Source organism: Salinicola sp. V024, from assembly GCF_052645315.1.
Genome location: NZ_JBQXYB010000001.1, coordinates 23,524 through 49,091, shown reverse-complemented (window position 1 = coordinate 49,091; position 25,568 = coordinate 23,524). Strand labels below are relative to the sequence as shown.

Sequence of the window (25,568 nt, the reverse complement as noted above, 5' to 3'; positions counted from 1 at the left end):
TTACTGTCGCCGGACGGCGAGTCGCCATGCCGACGATGTATCACTGCGGCGGCTCGGAATTGACATCATTGCCGGCGGGCGGCAGCAACGAGGCGGCCTGCTGTTCGGCTCTGACCGCTTCGAGCCTGTCGGCGTGAGCGGTGTAGCCGAACCGCTCGCGCACGTAGGCGTGGGCGATTTCGACCTGCCTGGCGTAGGCCTCCGGGTCGGCCATCAGTGCCTTCACCCGCTGCTGCAGCTGCGCCGGTTCGGCGTAGATCGCGGCTTCGCCGAAGAGCGGCTGGTAATCCCAGGGCAGAAAGACCGGAAGCCCCACCGCCATCGCTTCGAAAATGACGCGACCGAACGCCTCCACCCAGTCGGGGTGGGTGTAGTAGACGAACACGTCGTAGCGGGCCAGAAACTCTCGGGGGTGCTCTGCGCCGAAAGCGGAAACGGACCAGTTCTCCGGTAACTGGCCACCCATCATCAAGGCGACCGTGTCGGCGCCGCCTAGCACGTGCACCTCGAACGCGTCGTCCGTCGGGTAGACCTGAGTCAGCGTCTCGAGGTCCGCCGGCCATTTCAACACGTGATCACGCGACAGCCGGCAGACCCTGATGCGCGAGTGCGGCGCAGGCCGTGAGCCACGTCGCCATTCGTCGACATCGATGATGTTTGGCCAGTCTTCGTCGCTCAGCACGATGTCTTTCAAATCGTCTGCATGATGTTCGACCAGCGCCTTGCGCACCAGCGGCCCGATCGGGTGCCATACGCCGCTGGTCCCGAAGTAGCGCTCGGCGTTTTCGCGACAGCGCGGGATATGGTAGAGCGTGGCGCTCTCGCTGCCGTAGTCCCGGTTGGGCGGCTGGTTGACGATGACCCGAACGGCGCCGGGACGAATCTCGGGCAGCCAGGATTGATAATCCTCCAGCACCCAGGGCTGCCGGATGACGAGGACGTCACAGCTTGCGCTCTCACCGAACACGATGAGCTCCGCCTGACCGGCTTCGATCAGCTCGCGAATCTTGGGTTCCATGCGACGGTCGATGCGCAAGCCGTAACAGGACATCTGCACGATCGCCGTCTTCAGCCCCATGGCGTGATTGGCCTTGATCTCTTCGGCATTGGAAGAGGTCGTTCCGCCCGAGAGCCGAAAATCCGACGCCAGCACGACATCGTAATGACGTGCTTCGGGTTTCCGCGGCCGCATCGACCCCGGCACGAAGAAGTGACGCTGCTGCTTGTCGGGATCGTCGTAAAGATCGACCGGCTTGTCGTACCAGGCTCGATGGGATTCTTCGTAGGCCGCCCTGGCTCCATACTTGTAGCCGTTATAGCCGGAGCCTTTCGAACTGGTCAGGGAATCGGCCGACTGTCGCTGGAACGAGAGCGGCCCGGTATCGAGATGGACCAGTGCCTCCGGATCGAACGCCTTCTTGATCCGGGCCAGATACTCGGAGTCGCCGGCAAAACGGACGGCATCCCAGTAGCCGATCGTCTCGAGCGCCGACTCGCGCCGGAACATCAGTGACGACAGATTGAACTGGATGTAGTAGCCCTTGTTGCCACGACGATGGAATCGCAGATCCTCGAACGCCCGCGCCTGCTGCGAGGTGTTGGCGAACACCGCCGGCGAATCCACCAGATGGCGGGCCTGATGCTCGATCTTGCGCGGGTGCGACCAGTCGTCGGCATCATGACAGGTCACGAAGTCTCCGGTGGCGATCTTCAGGGCGTTGTTACGGGCGACATAAGGTCCGGAGTTCTGCTCGTTGCGAATGACGATCAATCTTTCGAACCGGCTTTCGTACTCCTTGACCCGCTCGAAGGTGCCATCGGTACTGCAGTCGTCGGAAACGATCACCTCCAGATTGGGCCACGTCTGCTTGAGCAGCGACTCCATCGCCTGCTCTACGGTCGCTACCGCATTGAAGACGGGGACGATCACCGTGACCCGCGGGAGCTCGCCGAGCGGATCGGCCATGACCTCGCAGCCGTCGACCGCGATGCGATCGTAGAGCGCATGGCCATCGTCGGGCAGGAAGCGGATCGTCTCGATCGCCGACTGTGCGAGACACTGATTGATGGAGGCGAGCTTGTCGTCACCGTCTTTCAGATTCGCCAGCCCCAGCAGCACGTCACCGTCGAGCCTCGTCGAACGCAGGCTTTCCAGTAATGCCACGGCCTTGTCGCGTTCACCGATGGCTTCCAGACATTCGGCCTCGACCACGGCGATGGCGGACTCGTTGAACAGCTCGAAATCATGAGCGCGATAGCGGCGGATATGCTCGAGGGCCTGACGCTTGGCGCTGACCTCGGTATGGGAGGCATGCCAAAGCGCCAGCTCCCATTCGGCCCACGGCGCCATGAACGCGTTGACGCGATCCTCGGTCAGCAACTGGAGCTCCTGCACGCCGCGCTCCACGAAACCGAGCGTATAGAGATGCACGCGCGCATGAGTCACGCGCTTGCGGGCGTGCTTTTTCTTTTCCTTCAGATCCTGCTTGCGCTCGGCGCGGACCGAGACTTCGCCCGTCGGCTCGGTATTCTCGTCGAGACGATGGAGTGCCTGACGCTGGCTCTGCAGCCGCCGCTTGCCGCCGAACATCACGGCGGCACCGCGCAAGGGCGCGGTGACGCGCCACGAGCGGCTGGCAAGAATGCTGCTTTGCTTGCGCCGCAGCTCCTCGATCTCTTTCTGACTCCGAGCCAATCGTCGCTGAAGTCCCTCGATTTCACGCTCGGTAGCCGAACGCCTGCCTTGCGGGACGGTGCCAGCCGCTTTTTCCGGCTCGAGGCGGCGCACGGCGTTCGGCTTGGCAGACTCTTCGCGGCTTCCCGGTTGGCGTTCGAGCTCGCGTGCCAGTTGCTGCAGTAGCTTCTGCTGGCGGTGCAAGCGCTGGAGCGTCGGGTCCGAGCTAGCTCGACCCGAATCCGCTTCGCCGGCAGGTTTGCCGTGCGCGGGGGAAGACTTGCCCCCCAGCTCGCCCCGAGCCCGTCGCGTCTCGGCAATAAGCCTTTCCAGCGCAGCGATCTGATCGTCCGTCTCGTTGTTCATCGTGCATCCTTTCCCAATTCATCGTTCGCCGTGCGACCACTGTGTCGTCGGGCAGGAGGGCGCCTGCCGGCGGCGCCTCACCTTCAATAAACGTTCTTGCCGAAGAAGCCTTTGATGGCCGTCAGAAAAATGATCTTCAGGTCGAGCTTCAGCGACCAGTTTTCCAGATACCACAGATCGTACTGCACGCGCTTTTGCATCTTTTCGATCGTGTCGGTTTCCCCCCGATATCCGCTCACCTGCGCCCATCCCGTGATCCCCGGCTTGACCTTGTGACGCTGCATATAGGATTCAACGAGCTCTTTGTAGTGCTCGTTGTGGGAAAGCGCATGAGGTCGGGGGCCGACGATCGACATCCGCCCCTGCAACACGTTATAGAACTGCGGCAGTTCATCCAGCGACGTTCTTCGCAGGAAGGCGCCAATCCGCGTGAATCGAGGGTCGTCACGTCGTGCTTGAAGAAAGCCCCGCGTATCGCCGTGCAAGCGCATCGAACGGAACTTGTAGACCTTGAAACGCTTGCCGTTGATCCCGGTCCGGTACTGCTTGAACAGAATCGGCCCCCGGGAGGAGCATTTGATCGCAATCGCGATGACCACGCAGAATGGCAGGATGCAGATCGTGATCAAACTGCCCAGCACCAGATCCTCGAGCCGTTTGGTGAACCGCGCCGGCCCGGTCATCGGGCTGACGCTCAGGTCGATGGCATAGAGACCGACCACCTCACTGACCTTGTGATTGAGTATCGGCAGATCCGAAAGCTCGGGGAAAAATCGAATCTCCACGGTCTGATGGCGCAGCGAGTGCATGATCGCCTTGATCGCGTTGCCCATGTTGAGCGGCATGCAGATCCAGACCTCCTGCGCTTTCGACGCTTCCACCCGCCGCGCGAGCGCGTCCAGTTCTCGGGTGCTGGGCGTTCTTGCCAGGCGTAGCACGCCGCAGACCGAGAAACCGGCGCTCTGTTCGCGTCGCATATGGCGCGTCACGTTGAGCAACGTCTTCCCCGGCCCGATCATGAACACACGGCAACGGTTGCGGCCCTTGAGTCGAAACCGGCCCATGGCCGTGCGCAGCACAATTCTGCCCAACGCGCTGATCGCGAACGACATCAGGAACGTGAGCACCAGCCACAGTCGCGAGTAGCGCTCTGCCGCATGGATGAAATAGATGACCGTCGTCGATACGGCGGCCGCTATCAACCAGATGATCACCTGGTCGGCGAGAATTCGCCCCAGTCGCTTGACCCGCCAGTTGCCATACGCATCGATCAGCACGCCGACCAGAATGATGATGATCGCGATGACCTGAATCGCCCACTGATAACGCTCGTGAAGATCGAACGTGCCGAAGCGGTGGCCATACATCAACACCCCGGATACCGCCAAAGCGGCGATATCCATCAACGAGATGAACAGCAGTAATACGTTTCTTTGGCTCACGTCCGCGGGCACTCCTTACCCTTGACTGAAAACCCTAACCCGGGTGATTGGCGAGATACTCTCACGTCAGCGCACCCGACTCTCCAGCATTCCCTGCAATCGATGTCCAAACTCCTCGCGTCGCCGCTCGATAAGTTCCAATTTACTGTCGTCAGTGGCAGACGGCGTCTGCGCGAGCTGTGAAATCAGCGCCTGCGACTCGGTATAGAACGCCAGGCCGAAGCGTTCACGCATCGCTATCGCCGTGTCCAACTGATGGTCGTTGCGATGCTCTCGGTAGCGCTTCAGGCGCGGGAAAACCAATACCGGCCGTGCTTGCTCCAACAGGGGCAGAAGGCTTCCCATGCCGGCGTGGCTGACTACCCAGCGCGCCTCGACCATCAGCTTCCGGTGGCGACCCACCTCCATGAATTCCTCGACAGCCAGGTTGGCCGGCACGTCCCTGTGCTCGAACCAGGCGGTGCCGCCTGGCCCGGCCTGATAGATGACCGGCTCTTCCGGTAACGAACGCGCGCCTTCCAGAGCGACTTCGGCCAGACGATCGAAAGGCAGCTGGCCACCCGCGGTCAAGAAAATCACAGTACGCTTCCCAGATAGGAGACGCGCCGATGACTGGCGGCGACTTCCGGCCATTGCGTCAGTGTCTCGTGGCACATCCATGTCGCTAGCCGTCCGGAGAGCGATAGCCGCCTGACATTGGCCACGCTATCGATCCAGACTGTGTAGCTGCCCCCGAGCCGGGCCAACGCCAGACACAGTAGCCCCGGTGCGGCACCCGTGCTGATTGCCGCATCGCAGCGTTCGTGGCGCAGTATCCGCTGGATATCGACGGCGCAACGCCCTGCTCGCCAGAGCGTGGTCTTGTTGAAATCCGTGATCACGTGATGGGGCTGATCCATCGATGCCGGCCGGGTCGTGGCCCAGACGGTCGAGCCCAGCGAGAGATGCGCCGCAATCCGTTCGAGCTGCACCAGATGTCCGCCGAAGGAGGCAACCAGAAGCGCTCTCATGAGGCGCTCGCCGGCGTGGCTTCCGGTGGCGGATAGACATCCTGCAGCACGTGCTCTATGTGCCTTAGTGCCCGGCGATACTGCTGGCGTTCGATCAGTCGCTCCAGCTCATGCAGCCCGGCAGCAAGCAGAAAATCTCGGTCGGTGACCTTCTGCGAAATTTTCCGGCGCTGTCTCAGCGCACCCATCATCTCACCCTCCCGGGCCTGGACGAGATAACGTGGCGTCGCGCCGGCACCAATCGGTTCCAGGCTCCATCGCCCCCAGCACAGCACACAGGGCGAATCCTGCTCGTCGAGCAGGATGTTGCGGTCGCTGACATCGGGGTTGTAGATATGCAGCGGTACCGCCTTCAACCGACGCTGCATCTCCTCGAGTCGGCGCTGGAAGGCTTCCACCAGCTCACGTTCCGCTGACTCCTCGGCGGCCAGCAGCACCTTGTCCACCAGGGCACGATCGACGCGGGCCCACAGCGGCGGATGGGAGCGCAGATAACTATCGACGATCTCCTCCGGCGGTACGTAACACCAGAGATCGAACAAGATTCTGCGCTGCATTTCACCCCGCCGCTCGCGCGGAACCGCTGCGCCTGGCGGACAGAGCAGGTGCAGCCAGAGAAACTCCTCGATCTGTCCTTTGTCGAGAAGACGCGGCGCGTGAACGGCCCCCAGATCGATCCGCTCCAGCAGGTAAGTCTCGTGATTGCCCTGAGAGCGCTGTCTGGGAAGATAGATCTTCTCGAGGATCGACTCGCGATCCGACGGCTCGCGAGTCGAAGCCTCACGAACCGATGACTCCTCAGCCAATGCGAACCAGGCCACATTGCTCTGGCCGCCATCCCACCAGCGAGACGATGCCACGGCATCGCGGCCTCCTCGTGCGCGGATCCATTCACGGCTGCGCGCGAGCCGGGCCGCGGGTGCGAAAAGCTCCCAGAAGCGCTGACCGCCGCGCGAGGTGTCACTCTGCAACTGGCGTTCATGGAAAAACAGCGCATCGACCCGCTGACGCTGCTCGGCCAGACGAATCTGTCCGTTCACGAAATTGGTCAGCGACTGAAAGATGCGTCGGCTCAGAATCAGACTGATGATGGCGATGAGCAGATTGAGCTCGCTCAAGCGGTAGAACTCGAAGACCAGAAACAGGAAGCCCAGCAGGAAACCCGAAGAGCCCAGAATCCGCAATAGCCCCTTGCTGTTGGCGTTGAGCCAGCGCTCGACCCGATGCCGGTAGTCGGCGCTGCCTACCGATGCCAACCCCAACGTCGCACCGGCCATGACCACGACCACCAGCAGGAGAAAGGCGAACAGAGTAGGAAACAGATACAGCCCCACGCCGAACCCCACCAGGGCCATGGCCCCCTCCGCCATCGCCTCGCAAAGCCGGCGGTACTGTTCGCGCACACCGGCATCCTGATCATTGAACAGCGTGATCTTGCGGGCGTTATCCAATACGACCAGCGCGCCCCGCTGGCTTTGCCGGTCGGCCAGCCAATCCATGAACTGCGACACCGCAAAGAGCAGCACGGCACCGGCGCAGAGCAGCACGATCCAGAGCGAACGCGTCTCCATGGTGACGAAACCCTGGAAATAGCGGGGAATCCCGTTGCCACCCAGCAACAGGATCACCTTCAAAGGCAGCAGAAAGGCGACCACCTGAGCGAGCTGCGAGATCAGCAGCGTACCCGCCGTCATCGGCGCCGCAAACGGCGTATGCCGAATGAGCTGCCGCCAGACGCTGGCGAACCAACGCAAGTGCCGCCAGCTAGCGCGATAGAGATTCATGAGCCTCGCCGTTGTGCATCGAAATCGTCGTTACCTCTTCCCTCTCGCCCCAGAAACCACCAGGGTCGAACGCCGTCATGAGGATGATACAGGCGGATGGACTGGCGGGACGCGGGGATATCGCCGCTGACCGAAGCCGGATGATAAGCGTAAGCATAAGCGGCACGCAGCGGCTGAAAGCGATCAGTGTCGAAAGTATCGATCTGGCGCCATGGCCAGTCGCGTCCCTCGAAACTCAAAAGCCATTCGAACGCCTTCTCGAGACCGCGCCCCCGGTCGTCACGAAAGTGCCACAGATCCTGACCGTGGCGCTCGGCCAGCAGTGCCAGGTAGACCCAGCCCTGCAGGTTGAAGCAGCAATAGTGCGCGGTCGTCGTGCGTTTCAGCTCCTCGGGCTGTGCACCGGCCTCGTCGAACTGCTCGAGAATACGCTCCCGACTGTCGCGTAACGTGGTGGAGACTAGCGCGTAGTCCTCCAGGTACGACGCGATCGCAGCGACCTGTAAATCATAGTAGGTACCGTGATTGTTGGCCGAACGCCGCTCGGCACGACCCTGCGAACTCGTCCGCAGCCACTCGAGATAGCTTCGCAACCACAGTCTGAACGCCTCGCGATCGGCGTCTGCCAGCGCCCCGCCTCTTTCGATCAGCCGGACGGCATCGAGCAGGAAGTAGATATCTTTCATTTCGATGATACCGGACTTGCTGCCCCGATTGCGGTCGTGGCCTTGACGCACCTGCGCGTACTTCAAGTGCGGATTCATGCGCGTAGTGGGATCGATAAACCACACCCGAATCAGGGTCGCAGCGTGTTGTGCATAGCGAGCCTCGCCGCTTCGGGCCCAGGCAATGGCGCAGGTCGTGACATCGTCGAACAGGCGCTGGAGACGAGTGCGGTCGTACTGATCGCTTTCGGGCGCGTAAAGCACGGTGCCAGGCACCCTGACCCCGTCGCGCGGCATATAGGGCAGCCACTTGGGGAGGATCGGGCTGGGCCAGTAATAGGGCGCGGGATGCCAATAGTCGTGCGGATCCCCGCTAGGCGCCAACGTGCTCTTATCGACGACCGAGAACGGCCCGCGAGCGAGCGCGGCCGCGGCCTCCTCGAACAATTCCGCGTCCCCAGCCCGGTCTCCCGGCGCGAGCAGCGCATTGCCGTCGTAGAACAGTAGCGACCCGGTGCTGCGGTGACTTGCCATGAATCGTGCATCGAGACGATCCAGCAACCCCGTTACCGCCTCGACTCGGGCGACGCCCCGATCCACCAACCCCCGCGAAGGGTCGCCTTCCAGATGCGCCTTACCCGATTCCAGCCTGGCCACCCATCCCGCCTGAGCGAACTGCCCGGCCTCCGGCGCATAGGCCGGGCAAGGCAGATCCCACGGTTCGATCTTCCAGCGATCCCAGCGTCCGGGCACGCCAAGCCGCCACAACAGTTCCACCTTCGGACGCCGCCCGTAAGGATGGCGCTCATCGAAACGTTCGACCGCGTCGCGGCGAAAGACGAGCTGTGGTTCTTCCTCGGCAGAGGGGCGAAAGTCGGGTGCCAGCAGCTGCTGATTATCGGTGATCCGGGCCATCGGCACGACGTGATAGCGCTGCTGCGCCGATGCCTCGATGCCCGTCCGGATCGCCGTCCATGCCGCGGCCGTCACGAAACAGTTGCCATCCCACGGCAGGACCCAGTCGGCGAGCTGGCAGCCCTCGTCGAGGGCCACGTTGCGGGCACCGTTGTTATTCATGATGTAAAGGTTGCGATGGCGATAAAGCCGCATCATCACTCGGCCCTTTTCCGCCTCGCTCAGCGCGTGGAAATCCTCGGATCGGGTGAAGCCGGGAAACGACAACCCCTCGAAGTCCCACGGCGTAGACGCGTACGTCTGCTCGTCGAAGGGAATGTCGATGTAGGACTGACCGTTCGACTCGAGCAATTCCACGATCGCCGCGTGCTCATCGGGATTGACGATGCGATTGACGATGAAACGCTTCTCGCATCCCTCGAGCACCGGCTCGTTCTCCAGAATGAAACGCAGATTGTCGCGTGACTGCCCGCGCGCGTGTCGCGGCTCCAGATCGTTGCCGATGATCCGATACAGCACGAAGCGAAACGGCTTGGCACCGTCGCTCGCCAACACGCTTCCCTCAGCCGCAACCGGGGGCGCGCCTCGATCAGCGGGCGTCGGACGATTGCGCTTTTCGTAGAGCCGACGCGCCACCCGATAGCGCTTCTTGAGCCGCTCACTCAGCATCCTTGCCAGTTTTCTATACATTATCTAACCGTAAAAAGAGCCAAGTCCTCGTAGCCCAAGCAGCATGGACGTCTCCGCCACCGGGGATTCGATCGTTATCCGTTGGTGTGACAACCTTTCTCGCGATTTCAACTCGATTCAAAGACCTTTGGTTCACATCATGGATGCCGGATCACGACTCCGGAAGGTCATCGTTATCTTCGCGTTGCTTCGCATCCGTGCTGTCTAGCCCCAGGTCACGCTCACTGACTACGCTCCGGGTCAGGTTACGCGTCAAGGCCTCTCGTTGCTGATAGAGCTGTGCCAGTGACTCTTCCGGTTCAGTACCATGGCGAATCTGTTCTCGCCTCGCCGCCACGATCACGTTCTCCAGCTCCTTGAGTCGAACCGAGACCTTTGCGTCGCCCGACAATTCACGCGTCCCCTCCAGCTTCAACCACTGCTTCAGCAATTCATGATCGATATTGAAACGAGAGAGAAAGTCAGCGTCGACGACGTAGGATTTCGCGGATCGAGACAGTTCATCGATGCGATGATAGACAGAGGTATCTGCCAACGAATGAATGGTATAGAGCCATTGAGCCTCATCAGATTCTAGATAGGTCAGCTCACCTTTCTCTTCTCTAAAACGCTGCGGCAGTTCCATGTGATTCTGAAAGAGATCGATCCAATCACGCCGCCTGAATAGGAAAGACAACCCGATGCCCAGCGAGTGATGATCCTCGGGCACTACCTTCATATTGCTGGGTATCCAGCGATAGCCCGAGCGAACGGCAATCACGCCTCGCTCGAGTCCTTGTCGTATCAGTTGGAATGCAGCTCGCTGAATATGATGAAAAGTCTTTTCGGTCAGGGCATCATCATCATCCAGCCTGGTAGCAATAACTAGATCATTAGGCGATCCCTGTCCTTCAGTGACGGCCTGTTTGGCGTCCCTAGTCTTGTCGGTATGTAAAGCGAGATAGCGAACTTCAGCCTCAGGGAAACTGACCAGCTCTTTCTCGATGACGGCCAGGTAGTGGGCCGGCAGTCGGCGATCCACCTGAAGGATCAGTTTGAATGATACGTCTTTCTGCGCTCTTAGCGATGGCAGAGCCACAGACTTCAAAAGTCCGAGGCGATGCTCGAGCCAATGCTCGTCGAAAATCCCGATCCCGAAGCGCATGAATACATAGTGCTGACCGATCTTCTGACGCTCATCGCCACCGACCGGCTTGGCTGCTGTCTCGTTCCGCTTTTGGTCCCAGTCAACCAGCTGCAGATTCCAGTACGGCATGATGCCATCATGAGGATGGAAGATAGATTTCAACGACAGAGAATCATGCTCGAGATTGGCATCTCTTTCGAGGCCGAGACGCTTGGCCATAAGGTAAATCGGATAGAAGCGCTGGTAATCGAACGCATCTACTTGCGGAAAGGGCCAAGTCGATTGGCTCAGCGACAGAAGCCAAGCGACGCCACCCGAGAGAGAACTTCCGTTATGGGCGACATGACGCCATAAGTCGACGCCCCAATGATCTGCCAGTTCGGCGATGTTGAGCCAACCCTGCAGGTTATAACAACAGTAATGAGCCGTGGTCGTTCGTGTCAGTTCTTCGGGTTGAGAGCCATCGGGCGCGAACTGACAAGGGATGCGAGACTGCGCGCGCAACAGCGTCTCGTAGAGCACTTCCTGGCGTTGCAGAAAGGCCGCAATCGACGCGACCTGCAGGTCATAGTATGTGCCGTGATTGTTGCCAGCCTGACGCTCCTTCATGCCTTGCGCCGAGGTCAGTAGCCACTCAAGGTAATCATTCAGCCAGGCGCGGAAAGCTTCGAGATCGCCATGCGTGAGGGCCGGTGAATTCGAAAGGATGCGAACGGCATCGAGGTAAAAGTAGAAATCCTTGAACTCGATGATGCCGGTACTCATTCCCTGGTTCTTCTTGTGACCCAGACGTACCTGCGCAAACTGCAGATGCGGGTTCATCCGCGTCTCGGGGTTGATGAAGAAGGTGCGCAGGCTGCGTATCGCATGATCCGCGTAACGATCGTCGCCGGTAAAGCGCCATGCCAGCGCCAGCGTCAGTCCGTCGTCGAACAGGCGCTGGACGCGCGTGCGATCGTACTTCTCGCTGTCGGCCTCGTACATGCGCGTGCCAGGCACTCGCTCGCCGTCACGCCGGATGTAGGGCAAACCGTCGGGCGTTTCGGGGTTGGGCCACCAATACGGTGCGGGATGCCAGTAATCCTGCGGGTCCTCGCTGGGTGGCAATGTCGTCTTGTCGGTGACCGTGAAAGGCCCACGCTCCAGCGCCTCGTCGGCGCCAAGCAGCAGGTCCTCGATCCGTTGTTGCAATGATTCGTTGTCGCCCGCCTGATATTGACGCGCTTCTTCATCGAGCATCAGCGGATCGAGGACGCCGTAACGCTCGCTGTCGGCCGTCTCCGGTCGATGTGAACGATCGAGCCACTGCAGGGTCGAGACGATCGCCTCCTGGCGGGCCAGGCCACGCTGCTTGAAGCTCGCCTGGTTGTCCTTCTCCAGACTTCCCATACCGGAATAGAGCCTGGCGACCCAGCCGGCGACACCGAACTGACCGGCCTCCGGCCCCAGTTCCCGGCGCGGCTGCTCCCAGGCGTCGTCCTTCCAGCGGTCCCATTTTCCCGGGATGCCCAGACGCCAGAACAGCTCGACCTTGGGCCGACGCCCGTAGCAGAACGCTTCGTTGAAACGCTCATCGGCGTCATTGCGGAAGATGAGCTGGGGTTCTTCGACGGCTTCGGGTTCGAAGTGGTCATCGATGAGCCGCTGATTGTCCAACACACGCGTCATGGGTACGGCGTAATAGGCGAGCCAGGGCCTTTCGCGCACGTCCTCGACGATACGGTTCCACGCACGCGGCGTCAGAAAGCAGTTGCCGTCCCATGGCAGCACCCACTTGGCCTCGCCGAGTCCCGCTTCCAGCGCCCGGTTGCGCGCGCCGTTATTGTTCATGACGTAGTTGTTCTTGAACCGGTACAGCGCGGTCAGCAGTCGCTGGCGCTGCTCAGGCCCGAGCTTGGCGAATTCGGCACTGGCCAGATAGCCCGGCGAAGGCAGACAATTGAAATCGAGCGGAATCCGGCGGTACTCTTCGGCCGAAAACGGAATGTGAATCCACTCCTGATGATGCGCTTCCAGCAGCGTCAGAATGGCGGATTCTTCCGCCGGATCGGCAATACGATTGACAACCCAGCGCTTCTTGCAGCCCTCGAGAGGCTGCTCGTTTTCCAGAATGAATCTGAGGTTGTCGCGTGACTGCCCCTTGCGATGGCGGGGATAAAGATCGTTGCCGATAATACGGTAGAGAACGAAATCGTCCGGTTCTGTCGCCAGCGCGCTCGCTCCATACTGTTTCTTCAACGTCTCAGGGAAGCGCGGTTTGATGTCCATCATCGCGATGGCATCGAATCGCCGCTCGAATCGCCGGGCGGCGTCAGCCAGTTCGTCTTCCAGTTTCGTCAACGACTGGTGCTGTTCGGCGAGTTCCTCGGCCAGGGCTTTATTCGACCTTTGCGCTAAGCCGGACGCTTTCGATGCCTTCAAGGCCTGGATCTGGCTTTCCAGCTGAGCGATCCGGCCGGAATTTTCGGCCTCGATCGAATCCCATAGCACGTCTTGAGCGGACGGCGTCTTTGGACTCTGACTCATGATGTTCTCACTTCCCTGTCGGTTCCATCGACGGCGACTTCGCGTCGATCCAGCTCCGGGTAGCGCAGCGCGAAAATATCGAGCGCCGCGGGCGATTCGAGCTTATATCGATGGACGAATTTGCTTTTGCTGTTGGCGCGACCGTCATTCTCATGGCGATAGTTCGACCACTGGTTCTCGCCATGATTGACGAGATACAGCGCCATGTCGTCGACCCAGGAGGCCAGCGGCCTGCCCTTGATCTGGGCGAGAGCGGCAAACTGCTCATGCATCCGCTGGCGCTCGAAATAGCTCTCGTCTTCGCCGTCTCGATTGAAGTCATCGGATTCGAAAAAGAGCACCGCGCTCGAACCGCACTGATGCCAGAACGGCACGGTTTCTTCACTACAGCGGGCGACGGCGCGCTTCTCATAGTCGAAGATATAGCCGTTCTCGATTAGGTAGCCGCGGCGGTTGTCGTCGCTCGTCACGGCCAACACCAGCGAAGGATCGAGCAGATCGTCGGCATCGAGCTGCATGTAATAGAAGCCAACCGTCACCGATGCCTTCAATGCCTCACCCAGCGCGTTGCGCTTACGGCGCTTGTCGTTGCCGAACGTCCCATCGGCGCGAACCGGGGGCTCGAAATCGACGACGACATACTCGACATCCAGACCGAAGGTTCGAATCTCGGGCCGTTCGTGAGCGGCAATCCAGACGCGAAAATCACGTGAGCGCTGACGCGCGAGGTTTTCGAGCGTGCGTTCGAGATTCTGACAGGTCAGCGCCCAATTCTGGGAGCAGGCCTTGGCCCGCAGGCAGATACCGAAATGAAACGATGACGTTTCGGCCCGCCCGATCTCCGCCGAGCGAACATCAGATGGCGAGTGGAGATGAGCCACGCTGGTCGATTCCAGCGCCCAGCCGGCACGATGGCCCGCAACGCTCGTATCGGTCATCACGCTCACAAGAGTTTCGTCCCCCAGGCGTCGCGGCAATACCGGCAGCATCATGCCGCTCCAGGCGAAATCCGGCTCCTGACTTCCCGCGGCGCCAGCGACACTTCGGCGAAGCAGTGACAGGTGCAAGCCGTCATGGCTGGACCGGGCGAGATCCAGCAGCAGATCTCGTTCCGCCACCGCCGGCAGCGCGCAATCCCATGGCCAGATCATCAGCCATTCAAACGCCCGATCGGCATGAGCATCGAGAAAACCCAGCAGCTTGGCATCGGGAACGAACCGCCCCGCGGTGCTGTTGTCGCGATGCGCCGCGTCATCCGCGAAGTGATGGGTGCCACAACGCGCGGCGCTGTCACCGGCATCGATCCAGCGCACGCCATATTGCTCCAGACAGGCGATGAACGCCGGGCGCAACGTGCGGTCCTCGAACCGGCCCATGACCCAATCCCGAGCGATTCGGGGCTCGCCGGGCTCGTTGTCGAGCAGATGATGCAGGCGCTCGAGGGCCCCCGCACCAGTTAGCCCGCCGAGCGTGCTCTGGTCCAGGACGCGATAGAGAACGGCCACCGACTGGGATGCAGCGGGCTCCTCTTGCTCCCCGCGAAACATGCGCTCGACACCCGGTACTGACTGGGCGCCAATGGCCGGGCTCTCCGAACGAGAAACGGACTCCCGAACTGAAGTGTCACCCGCTGACTCTCCTGTCCGGGTCAGCGCTTTTTTCCCGAATCGCCTCCGGTCAGCTTGCGCAGGACGGCGGTCATGCGCCAGGAACGGCTTTTCAGAATTTTGTCGCTGCGTTCCTTGAAATTATCGGCACGCAGTTTCTGTCGATCCGCGGTCTCCTGCAGACGTGCCACCTTGCGCTGCTGGCCTCGCAACTCCTGCTTGAGCTTCTTGATCTCTTCGCGCTGCTTCGCGTCATCGACTGCACTCGCTTTCGGGCGCTCCCGGAACGCCTTGAGCAGCTTCTCGAGCTCTTTTTCGTTGCTCTTAAGCAGCTCGCCAAACCGCTTCTCCTTTTCCTTCAGTTTCTGATTATCGGTGTCACGCTGCTTGAGTTCGCGTTCGAGCCGATCATTCTCGCCGGCAAGCGCGTCTTTTGCCGTTTCCGACTCTGCAAACCGCGTATCGAACTGACGTTTGGCGTCTCGAAATCTCGTTTCGAGCTGGGCCAGTTTCTCTTTCTGATCCTTGACCTGCTGCTGAAGCTCGCGCTGCCTCTCACCATCGCGGGCCTGTTCCTCCTGGCGATGAATGACGTCCTGAAGCTCCTTGATACGCGCTTCTCTCGCCTTGACGAGCTCTTTCTCCAATCGCTCCAGACGAGCGCTGGCTTGCTTGTTCTCTTCCATGATTTGTTCCGCTTCCTTTCCCTGCTTTTGCGTCAGCGTCTTCAATTTTTTCTCGCTGCTTGCCAGCTCTCGCTCGAGCTCTGCAATGCGCACCGTTTTCCGTTTCGTCTGTCGATCTCGAACCTCGAGCATCCGCCGACGCGCATCCGCCAGCCGATTGACCATGGCCAATTGCAGAACCAGGTCTCCGGTTTCGCCGAGTCGTGACACGACCTGACCCTGCTGATCCGAGGATCTTGCCTCGTCCAGCAAGCCTTGACTGGCCTCACGACTCTCTTTGACCTCGGCCTGCTGGATGAACCACTCATGCGCGCGCTGGAAGCTGCGTCCGTCGCCGTCGGTCTGACTCCAGATCGGCACGCCCGTTGCGTCGCCGTACCGGGACAATTGAGACATCGCCGCCAGCGTGAAAGCGACGTAATCCATCGGGTTGGCGCGGTCGAGCTCGGCCGGCAACGAACCGTCGAGGTCGACCTGATCTTCCCGCCGCGTGACAGCCACCTCAGTGACGATGTATTGCACGAGCGTATCGTCATCCACGAACCAGGCGTAAGCGAGACACTGCAGATCGTACCAAAGCGCGACATTGTTACTCGCCTTGCCGGCGGCCAGCCCCTTGTCGCTGGTCCGAAACCACGCGAGCAGTTCACGGAACCACTCTCTCAGCGCTGCCGAGAGCGATGCCGGCAAGGCGTCGGCGCCTTCCAGCAGCAGGATCGATTCGGTGACGTAGATCAGGTGCCGCGCTTCGATCAGGCCGCTCGGCTGTAAGCTAGATCGACCTGGGATGATCTGAGCGAACTGGAAATGCGCAGACTGACGCGACTCGGGGGTGACGAACCAGGCTTCGAGTTGTGCCACGGCGCGCTCGCGATACGCGGCGTCTCCCGTGAACCAGGTCGCAAGAGAGAGCACCTGGAGCGATTCCGCCAGAAATACCATTCGGCTGGCATCGAAATGATCGGCGTAACAGGCGGGGTTGACCTCGCCATCGCGGCGTATATAAGGCGCCCCGTCATCCGCGGCCGGATCGGGCCACCAGTACTTGGCCAGACTGCGATAGTCGTTAGGGAACTCGCCGTTGGGAGATTCGCCGTTGGGAGACTCGCCGCCCGCCACCGGACCCTTGTCTGTCACACGCACGACTGGCTTCTCGAGAATGGCATCGGCGCGCGCCTGGAGACTCCGGACGATCTCCAGCGCCTCGGCGTCGCCTTGACGATAAAGCGCCGCCAGCTCCGCAAGCTGACGTCCGTCGAGCAGGACGGTCGGCGGGATGCGATCGTCGGACACGGGAGCGGAAAGCCGCCTGCGCCATTGGTAGCCGGCCGAAAGGCCGCTACAGAGGCTGAGAAAAAGGGCCTTTTCGATCGCCAGCATGGCTCTGTTCCTTCCTTGGCAAGTCCTGGATGGGCTTCGATGAGAGATCACTGGTCGATTCAGCGTCTCTCAGCCGGCCCTCCTTTAAGAATTCTGTAAATCTCCGGCATCTCTGCCATCCAGAGCCGGCACTGTATCACCCCGGCGATCAGGCGGTAGCGCCTGGGCTGATCGCGCCGGCACCATAGCCGCTTCAGTGGTAACAACGGCGGCGCGAGCGCATAGGCGATTCTGGCCCAACGTTTCCAGCCTCGGCTGCGGGTGATCTGCCCCCCTCTCACCCGGCACGTTTTACGCAGAACTTCATCGAACCCGGATCGTGCGGGGTGATGAACGCGGGCGAGCGGCTGATATTTCAGCGCGTAACCATGACGTCGCGCCTTGAGACAGAAAAGCCGATCCCCGCCGGAAAAGGCAGCAGCATCAAAAGCGCCGACATGGCGAAAGACGTCGGCCGCAACCGCGAGATTGGCGGTTGCGCCGAACCCTCGCTCCGAATACTCCCGTTGAGGAATGCCCTTGACCAGATCATAGATTTCCGCCCAGCCTGGATGCGGCTCGCTGGGGACCATGACGACGTCCCCGCTGATCAATCCTGGATCTTCTCCGCAATCATCGATAGCCGCCAACAGCTGCTCCAGCCAGTCGTTTTCCGGCTGGCAATCCGCATCGGTGAAGACGAACCAATGCGTTTCGTCGATCCAGCGATCCACGGCCAGATTGCGGGCAGCGTAGGAACCGGGGATGCGGCATTCGAGCACCTCGACATTACCCTTCACGAAGCCACTGGCATCGAAGTCCTGTTCGTTGTTGACCAGCACGATCCGGAAGCGATCAACGGGCAGCGTCTGACCAAGCAGACATTCGAGTAGCTTTTCCACCATCTGCCATTGACGATAGACAGGGACCACTATCGTCAGCATCTTCTTGTAAACCACCTGCTTGCGAAACGTTGCATTGGGCTCTCTCGAAACCTTGCCAAGGCAGCCAGACGATACCGTCTTTCCTTCGTTACCCTCGTCGGCCGCATCACTATTGCCATGCGGTTCCTGGAGCCAATATTCGTCTTCGCAGGAAGTCACGGGACGCGCAGACCATGCCGCGCGAGTCCTCTGAATAATGTCACAGCGAGTATCGGCGCGCGTAACAAGCAGCTAACATGGTGCCACATCCCAAGCTCGTCGCACACCGCAGCCGCCCTATCCGTTTCCCGGAACACCCCATGCTCGTACCGTCACTGCCCATTGCCTGGCACGCCAACAAAACGACGCGCTGGTGCCATGCCATCGGCCTGATTTCGCTCTTCTGCTATCTATCGACCTGGGTCCTGGCCTTCGATTTCTCGCGCAGTTTCGAACCGCTGCTGATGTTGACCTACGTCGTCGCCCTGGCGAGCCAGCCAAGGCGCGGCAGCGCTTTTCTCGACCCGTTATGGGTGTTGCTGGGCTTATGGCTACTCGTCCAGCTGGTCACGTTGCCTCCAGCCATGGCGCTGTTTCCCGACTATGCCGGCGGCCAGATAGACGATATGCGGGGGTTGACGAAAGTCTTCATGATTCTCCCCATCGCCTGGATTCTGGCCGGGCGAACCTCGCTGACGCTTGCGGCACTGGCCGTGCTCATCGTGGGTATGGTGGTCGGATCGCTGGTCCGCGGGGAGCCACCCCACGAACTGATGCAGCTCATGGCGGCAGGCGAGCGCCCCACGCTGGGATTCAAGAATTGGCAGCACGCCGGCGTCTGTGCCGGCGTCATCATGATCGCCCAGGCCTGCTTCGCGCGGCGCTTCTTTCGCGCCACCGCGAACTCGCACGGATGGCGCCAAGGCCTGGCGCGGTCTGCTTTTTTGTTGATCGCGATCTGGGCTGTCGCCGCCTGGACTTTCAGCATGACGCGGGCGGCCTGGCTGGCGATCCTGGTGGTCGTCGGCGTGGCGCTGCTGGGCGCGCTTTTGGCCTGGCGCCGCGGGCTGACCGACCAGGGCAATCTGAACCGCTACCTGATCGTCGCGATCCTATGCGGCATCCTGATCACGCTCGCCGTGGCCATGGCTTTCGGCGACCGTATCGTTCAGCGGCTGAGCGCCGAGCACGAAGTGATCGGTGCGGTCCTGCGCGGCGATCTCAGTGCCGTTCCGAGCAGCAGTATCGGTTTCCGCATTCATGCCTGGCACTACGCGTTTCAGCTATTCCAGGAAAAGCCCTGGTTCGGCTGGGGGCCCAAGAGCCACATTCCTCTGCTGCTGGAAAGCACCAATCCCGTCGAGGATACGACGCTGGGCGCGGTGGTCGAGCGAAGCGGCCTGCGCCACTTCCACAGCAGCTACGTCACGCTGCTCATCGCTAACGGCGCGGTGGGCGCACTTCTCTACGTGACGACCATCGCGGCGGTCGGAACCGCCGCCTGGACGAGCTGGAAACGTCGTCTGATGCCGACCGATATCGCCATTTTCCTCGCGCTGTTCTTCCTGTTCTGGGCAGTGGTCAACGCCTTCGAGAGCTATGTTTCCTACTCCACCGGTATCTATCTCGTCGGCGCAATCGGCGCGATCGCCTACACCTACCGAATGCGTGAACGCCTGAACCGTTTAGAGCGTTCTAGCGCCGCGTCTCGGTTGCCGTCTCCACCATGAGCGATACTCGTCTCTTCCGCTCGCTGCGAATCTACAACTACCGGGTCTGGACGGCCGGCGCGCTGGTTTCCAATATCGGCACCTGGATGCAGCGCGTCGCCCAGGATTGGCTGGTGCTCACGGTGCTCACCGATCACAACGCCAGCGCCGTGGGCATCACCATGGCACTGCAGTTCGGCCCGCAGCTGTTGCTGTTGCCGTTCACCGGCTACGCGGCGGACCGCTTCGACCGCCGCCGGCTGATCATGTTGACCCAGGCACTGCTAGGCCTGCTGGCGCTGGGTCTCGGTCTGGTCACCATCACCGGCGTGGTGACGCTGTGGCAGGTCTATGCATTCGCCCTCGGCCTTGGCTGCGTCACCGCCTTCGACGGCCCGGCTCGCCAGGTATTCGTCAATGATCTGGTTGGCGAGCGCTATCTCGCCAACGCCGTCGCGCTCAACTCGACCTCGTTCAACAGCGCCCGCATGATCGGCCCGGCAGTGGCCGGCATTCTGATCGCCGCCATCGGCACCGGCTGGGTGTTTCTGATCAACGCCGGCTCGTTCGCCGCGGTGCTTGGCTCGCTGTTCCTGCTGCGCACCGGCGAGCTCTACACCTCACTGAAGCCCGGTCGCCGCGCCGGCGGTCTGCTGGAAGGTTTTCGCTACGTGTGGCGCCGCCCCGATCTGAAGGCAATGATGGTCATGCTGTTTCTGATCGGCACCTTCGGCTTCAATTTTCCGATCTACATCTCGACGATGTCGGTCTCCATCTTCCACGGCGGCGCCGATCAGTACGGCGTGCTTACCTCGGCCCTGGCGATCGGCTCGGTGGGCGGCTCGCTGATGGCCGCCCGTCGCGAACAGCCGAAAATGCGGCTACTGGCCGTCTCGACTCTCGCTTTCGGTATCTTTTGCGCCTTCGCGGGGGCGGCGCCCAACGTGGTCGTTTTCGCCGCCATGCTGACGCTGACCGGCTTCACCGCGCTGACCTTCAATACAGCGTCCAACGCCTTGATGCAGCTGACGACCGACCCTGCCATGCGCGGACGGGTCATGGCTTTGCGGATGGCAGTAATCATGGGCGGCACGCCGCTCGGCGCCCCGATCGTCGGCTGGCTGGCCGACCACGCCGGACCGCGCTGGGCGATGATGGTGGCTGCCGCTTCCGGCTTGATCGCAGCGGCGGTCGCCGCACGGTTGATCCTGCAGCAACGGCGTCGCCAGTCTTCAGTGGATTGACCGCGAGCCCCGCGACGAATCTTCTCCAAATCCCAACCCGTCACTCAGGACTCCCTCATGGCGCCTTCATCCCCGAGCGCGACGAATACGCTTTCGGCTTCACCCTCGAGCGAGCACGCTCAGCCTCCATCGGTACCGCGCCGTCTGATCATCCTGCTGGCAATCAGCGCCGGGCTCAGCGTAGCGTCGCTCTACTACGTGCAGCCGCTGCTCGGCATTCTGGCCGCGGATATCGATATCGACGCGCGCACGGCCGGCCTGATTCCGACGTTGACCCAGCTTGGCTACGCGCTGGGCATTCTGTTGCTGATTCCGTTGGGTGATCGCGTCGATCGCCGCCGGCTGATCGTGATCAAGGCCGCGCTGCTGGCCTTGGCGCTGCTGGCAACCGCGCTGGCACCGTCGATCGCGACGCTGCTGGTGGCGAGCCTGGCAGTGGGCCTGACCGCCACCATCGCTCAGGACATCGTGCCCGCCGCCGCCATGCTGGCTGCCGACCGCGAACGCGGCAAGGTCGTCGGCACTGTCATGACCGGCCTGCTGCTAGGCATTCTATTGTCGCGAGTCGTCAGCGGCGTGGTGGCCGAGGCGTTGGGCTGGCGCGCCATGTTCTTCATCGCCACGGGGTTGATCGTGCTGATCGGCGTGGCGCTGTGGCGTGGCCTGCCGCGGTTCGAGTCGACCTCGAGTCTCAGCTATCGCGCGCTGCTGGCGACGCTCTATCACCTCTGGCGTGATCAGCCGGAGCTACGTCGCGCTGCCACCGCGCAGGCGCTGCTCTCGGTCGCTTTCAGTGCCTTCTGGTCGACACTCTCGATCCATCTGCTCGACGCCTATCAACTGGGTAGCGCGGTCTCCGGTGCGTTCGGGCTGGCCGGCGCCGCCGGAGCGCTGGCTGCCCCGCTCGCCGGGCGCATGGCCGACCGCCGCGGCCCGCATCAGGTCACGCGGATCGGCAGCGCGATCGTGGTGGTCTCGTTTCTGGCAATGGCCGCCGAACCCTGGCTGTCGGCACCATGGGCTTTGGGACTGATCGTGATCGGCGCGCTGGGCTTCGATTTCGGCATCCAGGCCACGCTCGTCTCCCACCAGACGTTGATCTACGGCCTCGACCCCGCCGCCCGCAGCCGGCTCAACGCGGTCATGTTCACGCTCGTCTTCATCGGCATGGCGGCAGGGTCCGCGCTAGGCAGCTACCTGCTCGGTGCGTGGGGCTGGCCGGGCGTGATCGCGCTGGCCACGGTATCGGCACTGGGCGCCCTGATGATTCGTCTGTTCGCTAGAACGCCGACGCCCGCTTCTAGCTAAGCGCTAAGCACAGATGATCGAACGCCGCCGATTGTCGGCGGCGTTCCATCATTTGCATCAAAGTGACGGGCCTAGGCGCGTCGTTCTGCCAAACATCAGCTCTCTATACCCAAATACGACAACCCTCAAAGTTGGGCCTCGATCGCCAGCTTGTCGATTATCGACCAAACCTCTGCAATTTTTCCGTTGTTGAAGGCGTAGAAGACATTCTCGGTAAAAAGCACCTTCTTGCCGTTCACTTGCAGACCGAGGAAGTTTCCTCTGGGCGTACAGTGAAAGCGAAGCCGGCTGGCGACGCTTTGCGCGTCAGCAACCAGCAGCTGAATCTCGAAGTGAAGGTCGGGGATTTCCGAGAAGTCCCTTTCCAGCATTTCACGGTAACCCGAGAGCCCGATTGGGCGGCCATTGTGATGTACGCCATCATCGACGAATACGCCTAGATTCGGCCAATCCTGTCCATTGAGACACGCGATATAGCGTCGGTAGAGAGTGGAAAGTTCTTCTTCGGTCATGTCGTTATTCCGTAGTCGAAAAAGCGAGGATCGTGATACTTGAGAGCCTGGCGCGCGCGGCCTCTGCGCGCCAGCAGGAAGAAGCGAATTTTTCCGATATTCTCTGCGATGCCCCGTCGTTGACGATCATACCGGTATCTGTCGAGCATGAGGGTTCGGCGATCTCGAACGTCTGGAGTGCAATGAGGTCGTGCGAAACGCCGCCGGTCGTGACCGGCGGCGCGGTCTCACTCAGGGGCAGGAGATCCCTTGCCGGGCACCAGGCCCATCTTCTCCAGCGTCAAGGTTTCATCGGCGCGCCCCCAGCCACCATCGGCGACCTCCTCCACTAACACCATGGTGTAGGGGCGAACCGCTTCACCGAAATACTCGACGAACATTTCTGTCGTGCGATGAATGATCTCTTCCTTACGCGCGTGATCGAGAAGACCCACCGGAAGTTTATAGTTAGCAAATGGCATCAGGATTCTCCATTGAATGGCGTCAAACCATGCCGCCGTTGACGCGCAGGATCTGACCATTGATCCAGCGGCCCTGCGGCCCGGCCAAAAACGAGACAACGTCGGCGATTTCCTCCGGCTGGCCCAAACGTTCGAACGGTGACAGGTTGGCGATCGACTGGACCTGTTCTTCGCTCTTGCCTTCGAAGAACAGCTCGGTGCCCACCGGCCCGGGCGCCACGGCGTTGACGGCGATCTCGCGACCCCGCAGCTCGTTGGCCAGAACTTTTACCAGGCCTTCGACGCCTGCCTTGCTGGCGATATAGGCCCCGTAGCCGGGGAACGACTTGCCCAGCACCGAGGAGGAGAACGCGATGATACGACCGCCCTCTTGCAGCACCTCGGCGGCCTTCGCCATCACCAGCCAGCTGCCGCGCAGGTTGGTCGCCAGCGTCCTGTCGAGAATCTCGACGTTGTCGGCGGTCATCTTGGCCATCTGCATCATGCCGGCATTGTTGACCACCACGTCGAGCCGCCCGAATGTCGCCAGCGTCTGCTCGAACAACTGCGTGACGGCGCTCGTCTCGGCGATATCGGCCTGGACCGCCAAAGCGCGGCCACCCTCGATTTCGATATCGGCAACGACCTGCTCGGCGAGCGTCTTGTTGCCGGCATAATTGACCACCACGGCGAAGCCATCGGCGGCCAGCTGCAGCGCGATAGCACGGCCGATGCCCCGAGAGGCGCCGGTGACCAGGGCGACTTTTTGTACGGTATTCGTCATCAATCGACTCCTATTGCTTTCCGATAGACAGAGATTTCAAAAACATGCCTGGCAACCGCGCTTTGCGGGCGAACAGGCCAAGCGAACCAGATCCAGTATTGGTGTTTCTTTGAAATGAATAAATCGGCTAATCTGCCAACACTATTCAGCACAGGCCAATAATCTCGATGGACAGATTCGAGGCGATGACGCTCTTCGTGCGCATCGTGGAAAGCGGCAGTTTCACTCGAGCGGCCAACGCGCTGGATATTCCCCGTGCCACGGCGACGCTGGCGATTCAGCAACTGGAAGCCCGGCTCGGCGTGAGATTGCTGGAACGCACCACGCGTCAGGTCCGCCCGACACCCGAAGGCGAGGCCTTCCACGAACGCTGCGTGCATCTTCTGGCGGAACTCGAGGATGCCGAGGCCATTCTGCAGCCGGTCGCGGACAGCCCGCGGGCGTATTGCGTGTGGAGCTGCATGGCACGCACGCCAGCCGAATCGTGCTGCCGCGGCTAGACGCCTTCCACGCGCGCTACCCCGCACTCGAGCTAGTCATCACCACGGGCGATCGACGTGTCGATCTGGTCGGGGAAGGGATCGACTGCGCGCTGCGCAGCGGCGAACCCGAGGATTCCAGCCTGATCGCCCGGCACCTGGCGACACTGGAGCAGGTCATCTGCGCGAGCCCGGCCTACCTGGCACGGATGGGAACGCCGGGCACGCCCGAAACGCTCCGCAACCATCACGGCATTCATTTCGTCTCCGGGTTCAAGGCCCCGGACAGAACCCTCGACGTGATCGTCGACGGCGAGACACGTGCCTTCACCACCGGCGGCTGGCTGACCGTCAACGATGCCGAGAGCTACGTGGTGAGCGCCGTGGAAGGCTTCGGGCTGATCCAGTTACCCCGCTTCAGCCTGGCGTCTCATCTTGCCAGCGGCGCGCTGGTGGAAATTCTGCCCGAGTGGCAAAAGCCGACCCTGCCGCTTTACGCGGTCTACCCGCAGCGGCGCCAGCTCTCGCCCAGAGTTCGCGTCTTTCTGGAGTGGGTGACGACGCTCTACGCTGACTGTTTCGGCGACAGCCGCCACGCGACTTCGACGAATCGCGTCACGCCGGCCTCGCGAAAGTTGAGCGACGATTGAAGCACGTCTTTTCTCGACAGCTCCTCGAGCGTGTAGCGAGAGGCATAATGCCGTTCGATTTCGGCGGGTAGCACCGGGAACGGCGGGCCATCCTTCTCGGCGGGGTCGTATTCGAAGGTGATCAACAACTGCGGCGCGGCATCGCTCAGCGCCAGTATCTGCTCGGCGTAGCCGGACCGCATGGCGGGCGGCAACGCCACCAGTGCGGCGCGATCATAAACTAGATCGATCGGGCCTATTTCCACCGGTCTCAGATCCTGCGCCGTCAATTGGAAGATATCGCCCTGAAACACGGTCAGACCGGCATGCTGCCAGCGTCGGCCACCGGCCCACTCATCAATCACGGGTTCGACCTTCAAATCCTCGAACAGCTGGGCGACCGCGATCTCGCTCAGTTCGGCGCCGACCACGCGATAGCCTTGATCCAGCAACCAGCCGATATCCAGCGTCTTGCCGCAGAGCGGAAGAAAGATCCGCGCACCGGCCTGCAGTCCGAAACTCGCCAGGTTGCGCTTGAGAATCGGATGAACGAAGGCGAGATGAAAGCCGAGCTGATCGCTTTCCCACCGCGCCTGCCAGAAATCGTGCTGCATATCGCCGCCTCCCTCGTCGATCGAATCTGGAGCTTAACCGCTTTTGTTCGAGCCGGCTGCTCGCCCAGGCATGAGC

At 61.4% G+C, this 25,568-nt stretch carries 19 protein-coding genes; 5 read left to right on the top strand and 14 right to left on the bottom strand.

Going from position 1 to position 25,568, the window contains the following annotated elements; genetic code table 11:
- Window positions 1-40: 40 nt before the first annotated feature.
- The 10 genes from ACUN9V_RS00210 to ACUN9V_RS00165 all read right to left on the bottom strand — a co-directional run bounded on the left by ACUN9V_RS00210 (window position 41) and on the right by ACUN9V_RS00165 (window position 17,794).
- Entirely contained in the window at window positions 41-3,040 is a 3,000-nt protein-coding gene (locus ACUN9V_RS00210; RefSeq protein WP_445509890.1) for a glycosyltransferase, read from the bottom strand.
- 83 nt (window positions 3,041-3,123) lie between these two features.
- Entirely contained in the window at window positions 3,124-4,482 is a 1,359-nt protein-coding gene (locus ACUN9V_RS00205; RefSeq protein ID WP_445509889.1) for an undecaprenyl-phosphate glucose phosphotransferase, read from the bottom strand.
- 66 nt (window positions 4,483-4,548) lie between these two features.
- Window positions 4,549-5,061, bottom strand: a complete 513-nt coding sequence (locus tag ACUN9V_RS00200) for a glycosyltransferase (protein ID WP_445509888.1) — start codon at window positions 5,059-5,061, stop codon at window positions 4,549-4,551.
- Window positions 5,058-5,492 carry an oligosaccharide biosynthesis protein Alg14 gene (locus ACUN9V_RS00195; RefSeq protein ID WP_445509887.1) on the bottom strand — a complete coding sequence of 145 codons (435 nt, stop codon included), beginning with the start codon at window positions 5,490-5,492 and terminating at the stop codon, window positions 5,058-5,060. Before ACUN9V_RS00195 ends, ACUN9V_RS00200 begins: the two co-directional genes overlap by 4 nt.
- Window positions 5,489-7,276 (bottom strand): hypothetical protein, encoded by a 1,788-nt coding sequence (locus ACUN9V_RS00190; RefSeq protein WP_445509886.1) that lies wholly within the window; start codon window positions 7,274-7,276, stop codon window positions 5,489-5,491. The genes ACUN9V_RS00195 and ACUN9V_RS00190 overlap by 4 nt, the downstream gene beginning before the upstream one ends.
- The gene (locus ACUN9V_RS00185) at window positions 7,273-9,546 is read right to left on the bottom strand and encodes an alginate lyase family protein (protein WP_445509885.1); all 2,274 of its coding nucleotides are present in this window, start codon (window positions 9,544-9,546) and stop codon (window positions 7,273-7,275) included. Before ACUN9V_RS00185 ends, ACUN9V_RS00190 begins: the two co-directional genes overlap by 4 nt.
- A 151-nt stretch (window positions 9,547-9,697) precedes the next feature.
- Window positions 9,698-13,198 (bottom strand): alginate lyase family protein, encoded by a 3,501-nt coding sequence (locus ACUN9V_RS00180; protein WP_445509884.1) that lies wholly within the window; start codon window positions 13,196-13,198, stop codon window positions 9,698-9,700.
- Window positions 13,195-14,745 (bottom strand): hypothetical protein, encoded by a 1,551-nt coding sequence (locus ACUN9V_RS00175; protein ID WP_445509883.1) that lies wholly within the window; start codon window positions 14,743-14,745, stop codon window positions 13,195-13,197. The genes ACUN9V_RS00180 and ACUN9V_RS00175 overlap by 4 nt, the downstream gene beginning before the upstream one ends.
- Before the next feature lie 101 nt (window positions 14,746-14,846).
- Window positions 14,847-16,871, bottom strand: coding sequence for an alginate lyase family protein (locus ACUN9V_RS00170; protein WP_445509882.1), 2,025 nt, complete (start codon window positions 16,869-16,871; stop codon window positions 14,847-14,849).
- Window positions 16,872-16,930: 59 nt separating this feature from the next.
- Window positions 16,931-17,794 carry a glycosyltransferase family 2 protein gene (locus ACUN9V_RS00165; RefSeq protein ID WP_445509881.1) on the bottom strand — a complete coding sequence of 288 codons (864 nt, stop codon included), beginning with the start codon at window positions 17,792-17,794 and terminating at the stop codon, window positions 16,931-16,933.
- Between the two features lie 299 nt (window positions 17,795-18,093).
- Here ACUN9V_RS00165 and ACUN9V_RS00160 point away from each other — a divergent pair, with 299 nt between their 5' ends.
- Genes ACUN9V_RS00160 through ACUN9V_RS00150 form a run of 3 tightly spaced genes read left to right on the top strand, consistent with a single transcriptional unit; the run spans window position 18,094 to window position 22,034 of the window.
- On the top strand, window positions 18,094-19,503 hold the full coding sequence (locus tag ACUN9V_RS00160) for an O-antigen ligase family protein (RefSeq protein ID WP_445509880.1): 1,410 nt from the start codon (window positions 18,094-18,096) through the stop codon (window positions 19,501-19,503).
- Entirely contained in the window at window positions 19,500-20,726 is a 1,227-nt protein-coding gene (locus ACUN9V_RS00155) for an MFS transporter (RefSeq protein ID WP_445509879.1), read from the top strand. The genes ACUN9V_RS00160 and ACUN9V_RS00155 overlap by 4 nt, the downstream gene beginning before the upstream one ends.
- A gap of 57 nt (window positions 20,727-20,783) precedes the next feature.
- Entirely contained in the window at window positions 20,784-22,034 is a 1,251-nt protein-coding gene (locus ACUN9V_RS00150; RefSeq protein ID WP_445509878.1) for an MFS transporter, read from the top strand.
- A gap of 125 nt (window positions 22,035-22,159) precedes the next feature.
- Here the strand turns inward: ACUN9V_RS00150 and ACUN9V_RS00145 are convergent, their stop codons facing one another.
- The 3 genes from ACUN9V_RS00145 to ACUN9V_RS00135 all read right to left on the bottom strand — a co-directional run bounded on the left by ACUN9V_RS00145 (window position 22,160) and on the right by ACUN9V_RS00135 (window position 23,770).
- Window positions 22,160-22,546, bottom strand: a complete 387-nt coding sequence (locus ACUN9V_RS00145; RefSeq protein ID WP_075562482.1) for an ester cyclase — start codon at window positions 22,544-22,546, stop codon at window positions 22,160-22,162.
- A 227-nt stretch (window positions 22,547-22,773) separates the two neighbouring features.
- The gene (locus ACUN9V_RS00140; protein ID WP_075562481.1) at window positions 22,774-23,007 is read right to left on the bottom strand and encodes a tautomerase family protein; all 234 of its coding nucleotides are present in this window, start codon (window positions 23,005-23,007) and stop codon (window positions 22,774-22,776) included.
- A 22-nt stretch (window positions 23,008-23,029) separates the two neighbouring features.
- Window positions 23,030-23,770: an SDR family oxidoreductase gene (locus ACUN9V_RS00135; protein ID WP_445509877.1), complete on the bottom strand. Its 741-nt coding sequence runs from the start codon at window positions 23,768-23,770 to the stop codon at window positions 23,030-23,032.
- Window positions 23,771-23,937: 167 nt separating this feature from the next.
- On the opposite strand from ACUN9V_RS00135, the gene ACUN9V_RS00130 reads away from it, so the two are divergent.
- Together ACUN9V_RS00130 and ACUN9V_RS00125 are read left to right on the top strand one after the other, a co-directional pair.
- Window positions 23,938-24,270: a LysR family transcriptional regulator gene (locus ACUN9V_RS00130; RefSeq protein WP_445509876.1), complete on the top strand. Its 333-nt coding sequence runs from the start codon at window positions 23,938-23,940 to the stop codon at window positions 24,268-24,270.
- On the top strand, window positions 24,222-24,899 hold the full coding sequence (locus tag ACUN9V_RS00125; protein ID WP_445509875.1) for a LysR substrate-binding domain-containing protein: 678 nt from the start codon (window positions 24,222-24,224) through the stop codon (window positions 24,897-24,899). Before ACUN9V_RS00130 ends, ACUN9V_RS00125 begins: the two co-directional genes overlap by 49 nt.
- On the opposite strand, the gene tmpT is transcribed toward ACUN9V_RS00125, so the two are convergent.
- Window positions 24,815-25,492, bottom strand: a complete 678-nt coding sequence (gene tmpT, locus ACUN9V_RS00120; RefSeq protein WP_445509874.1) for a thiopurine S-methyltransferase — start codon at window positions 25,490-25,492, stop codon at window positions 24,815-24,817. The genes ACUN9V_RS00125 and tmpT overlap by 85 nt on opposite strands.
- Window positions 25,493-25,568 lie beyond the last annotated feature (76 nt).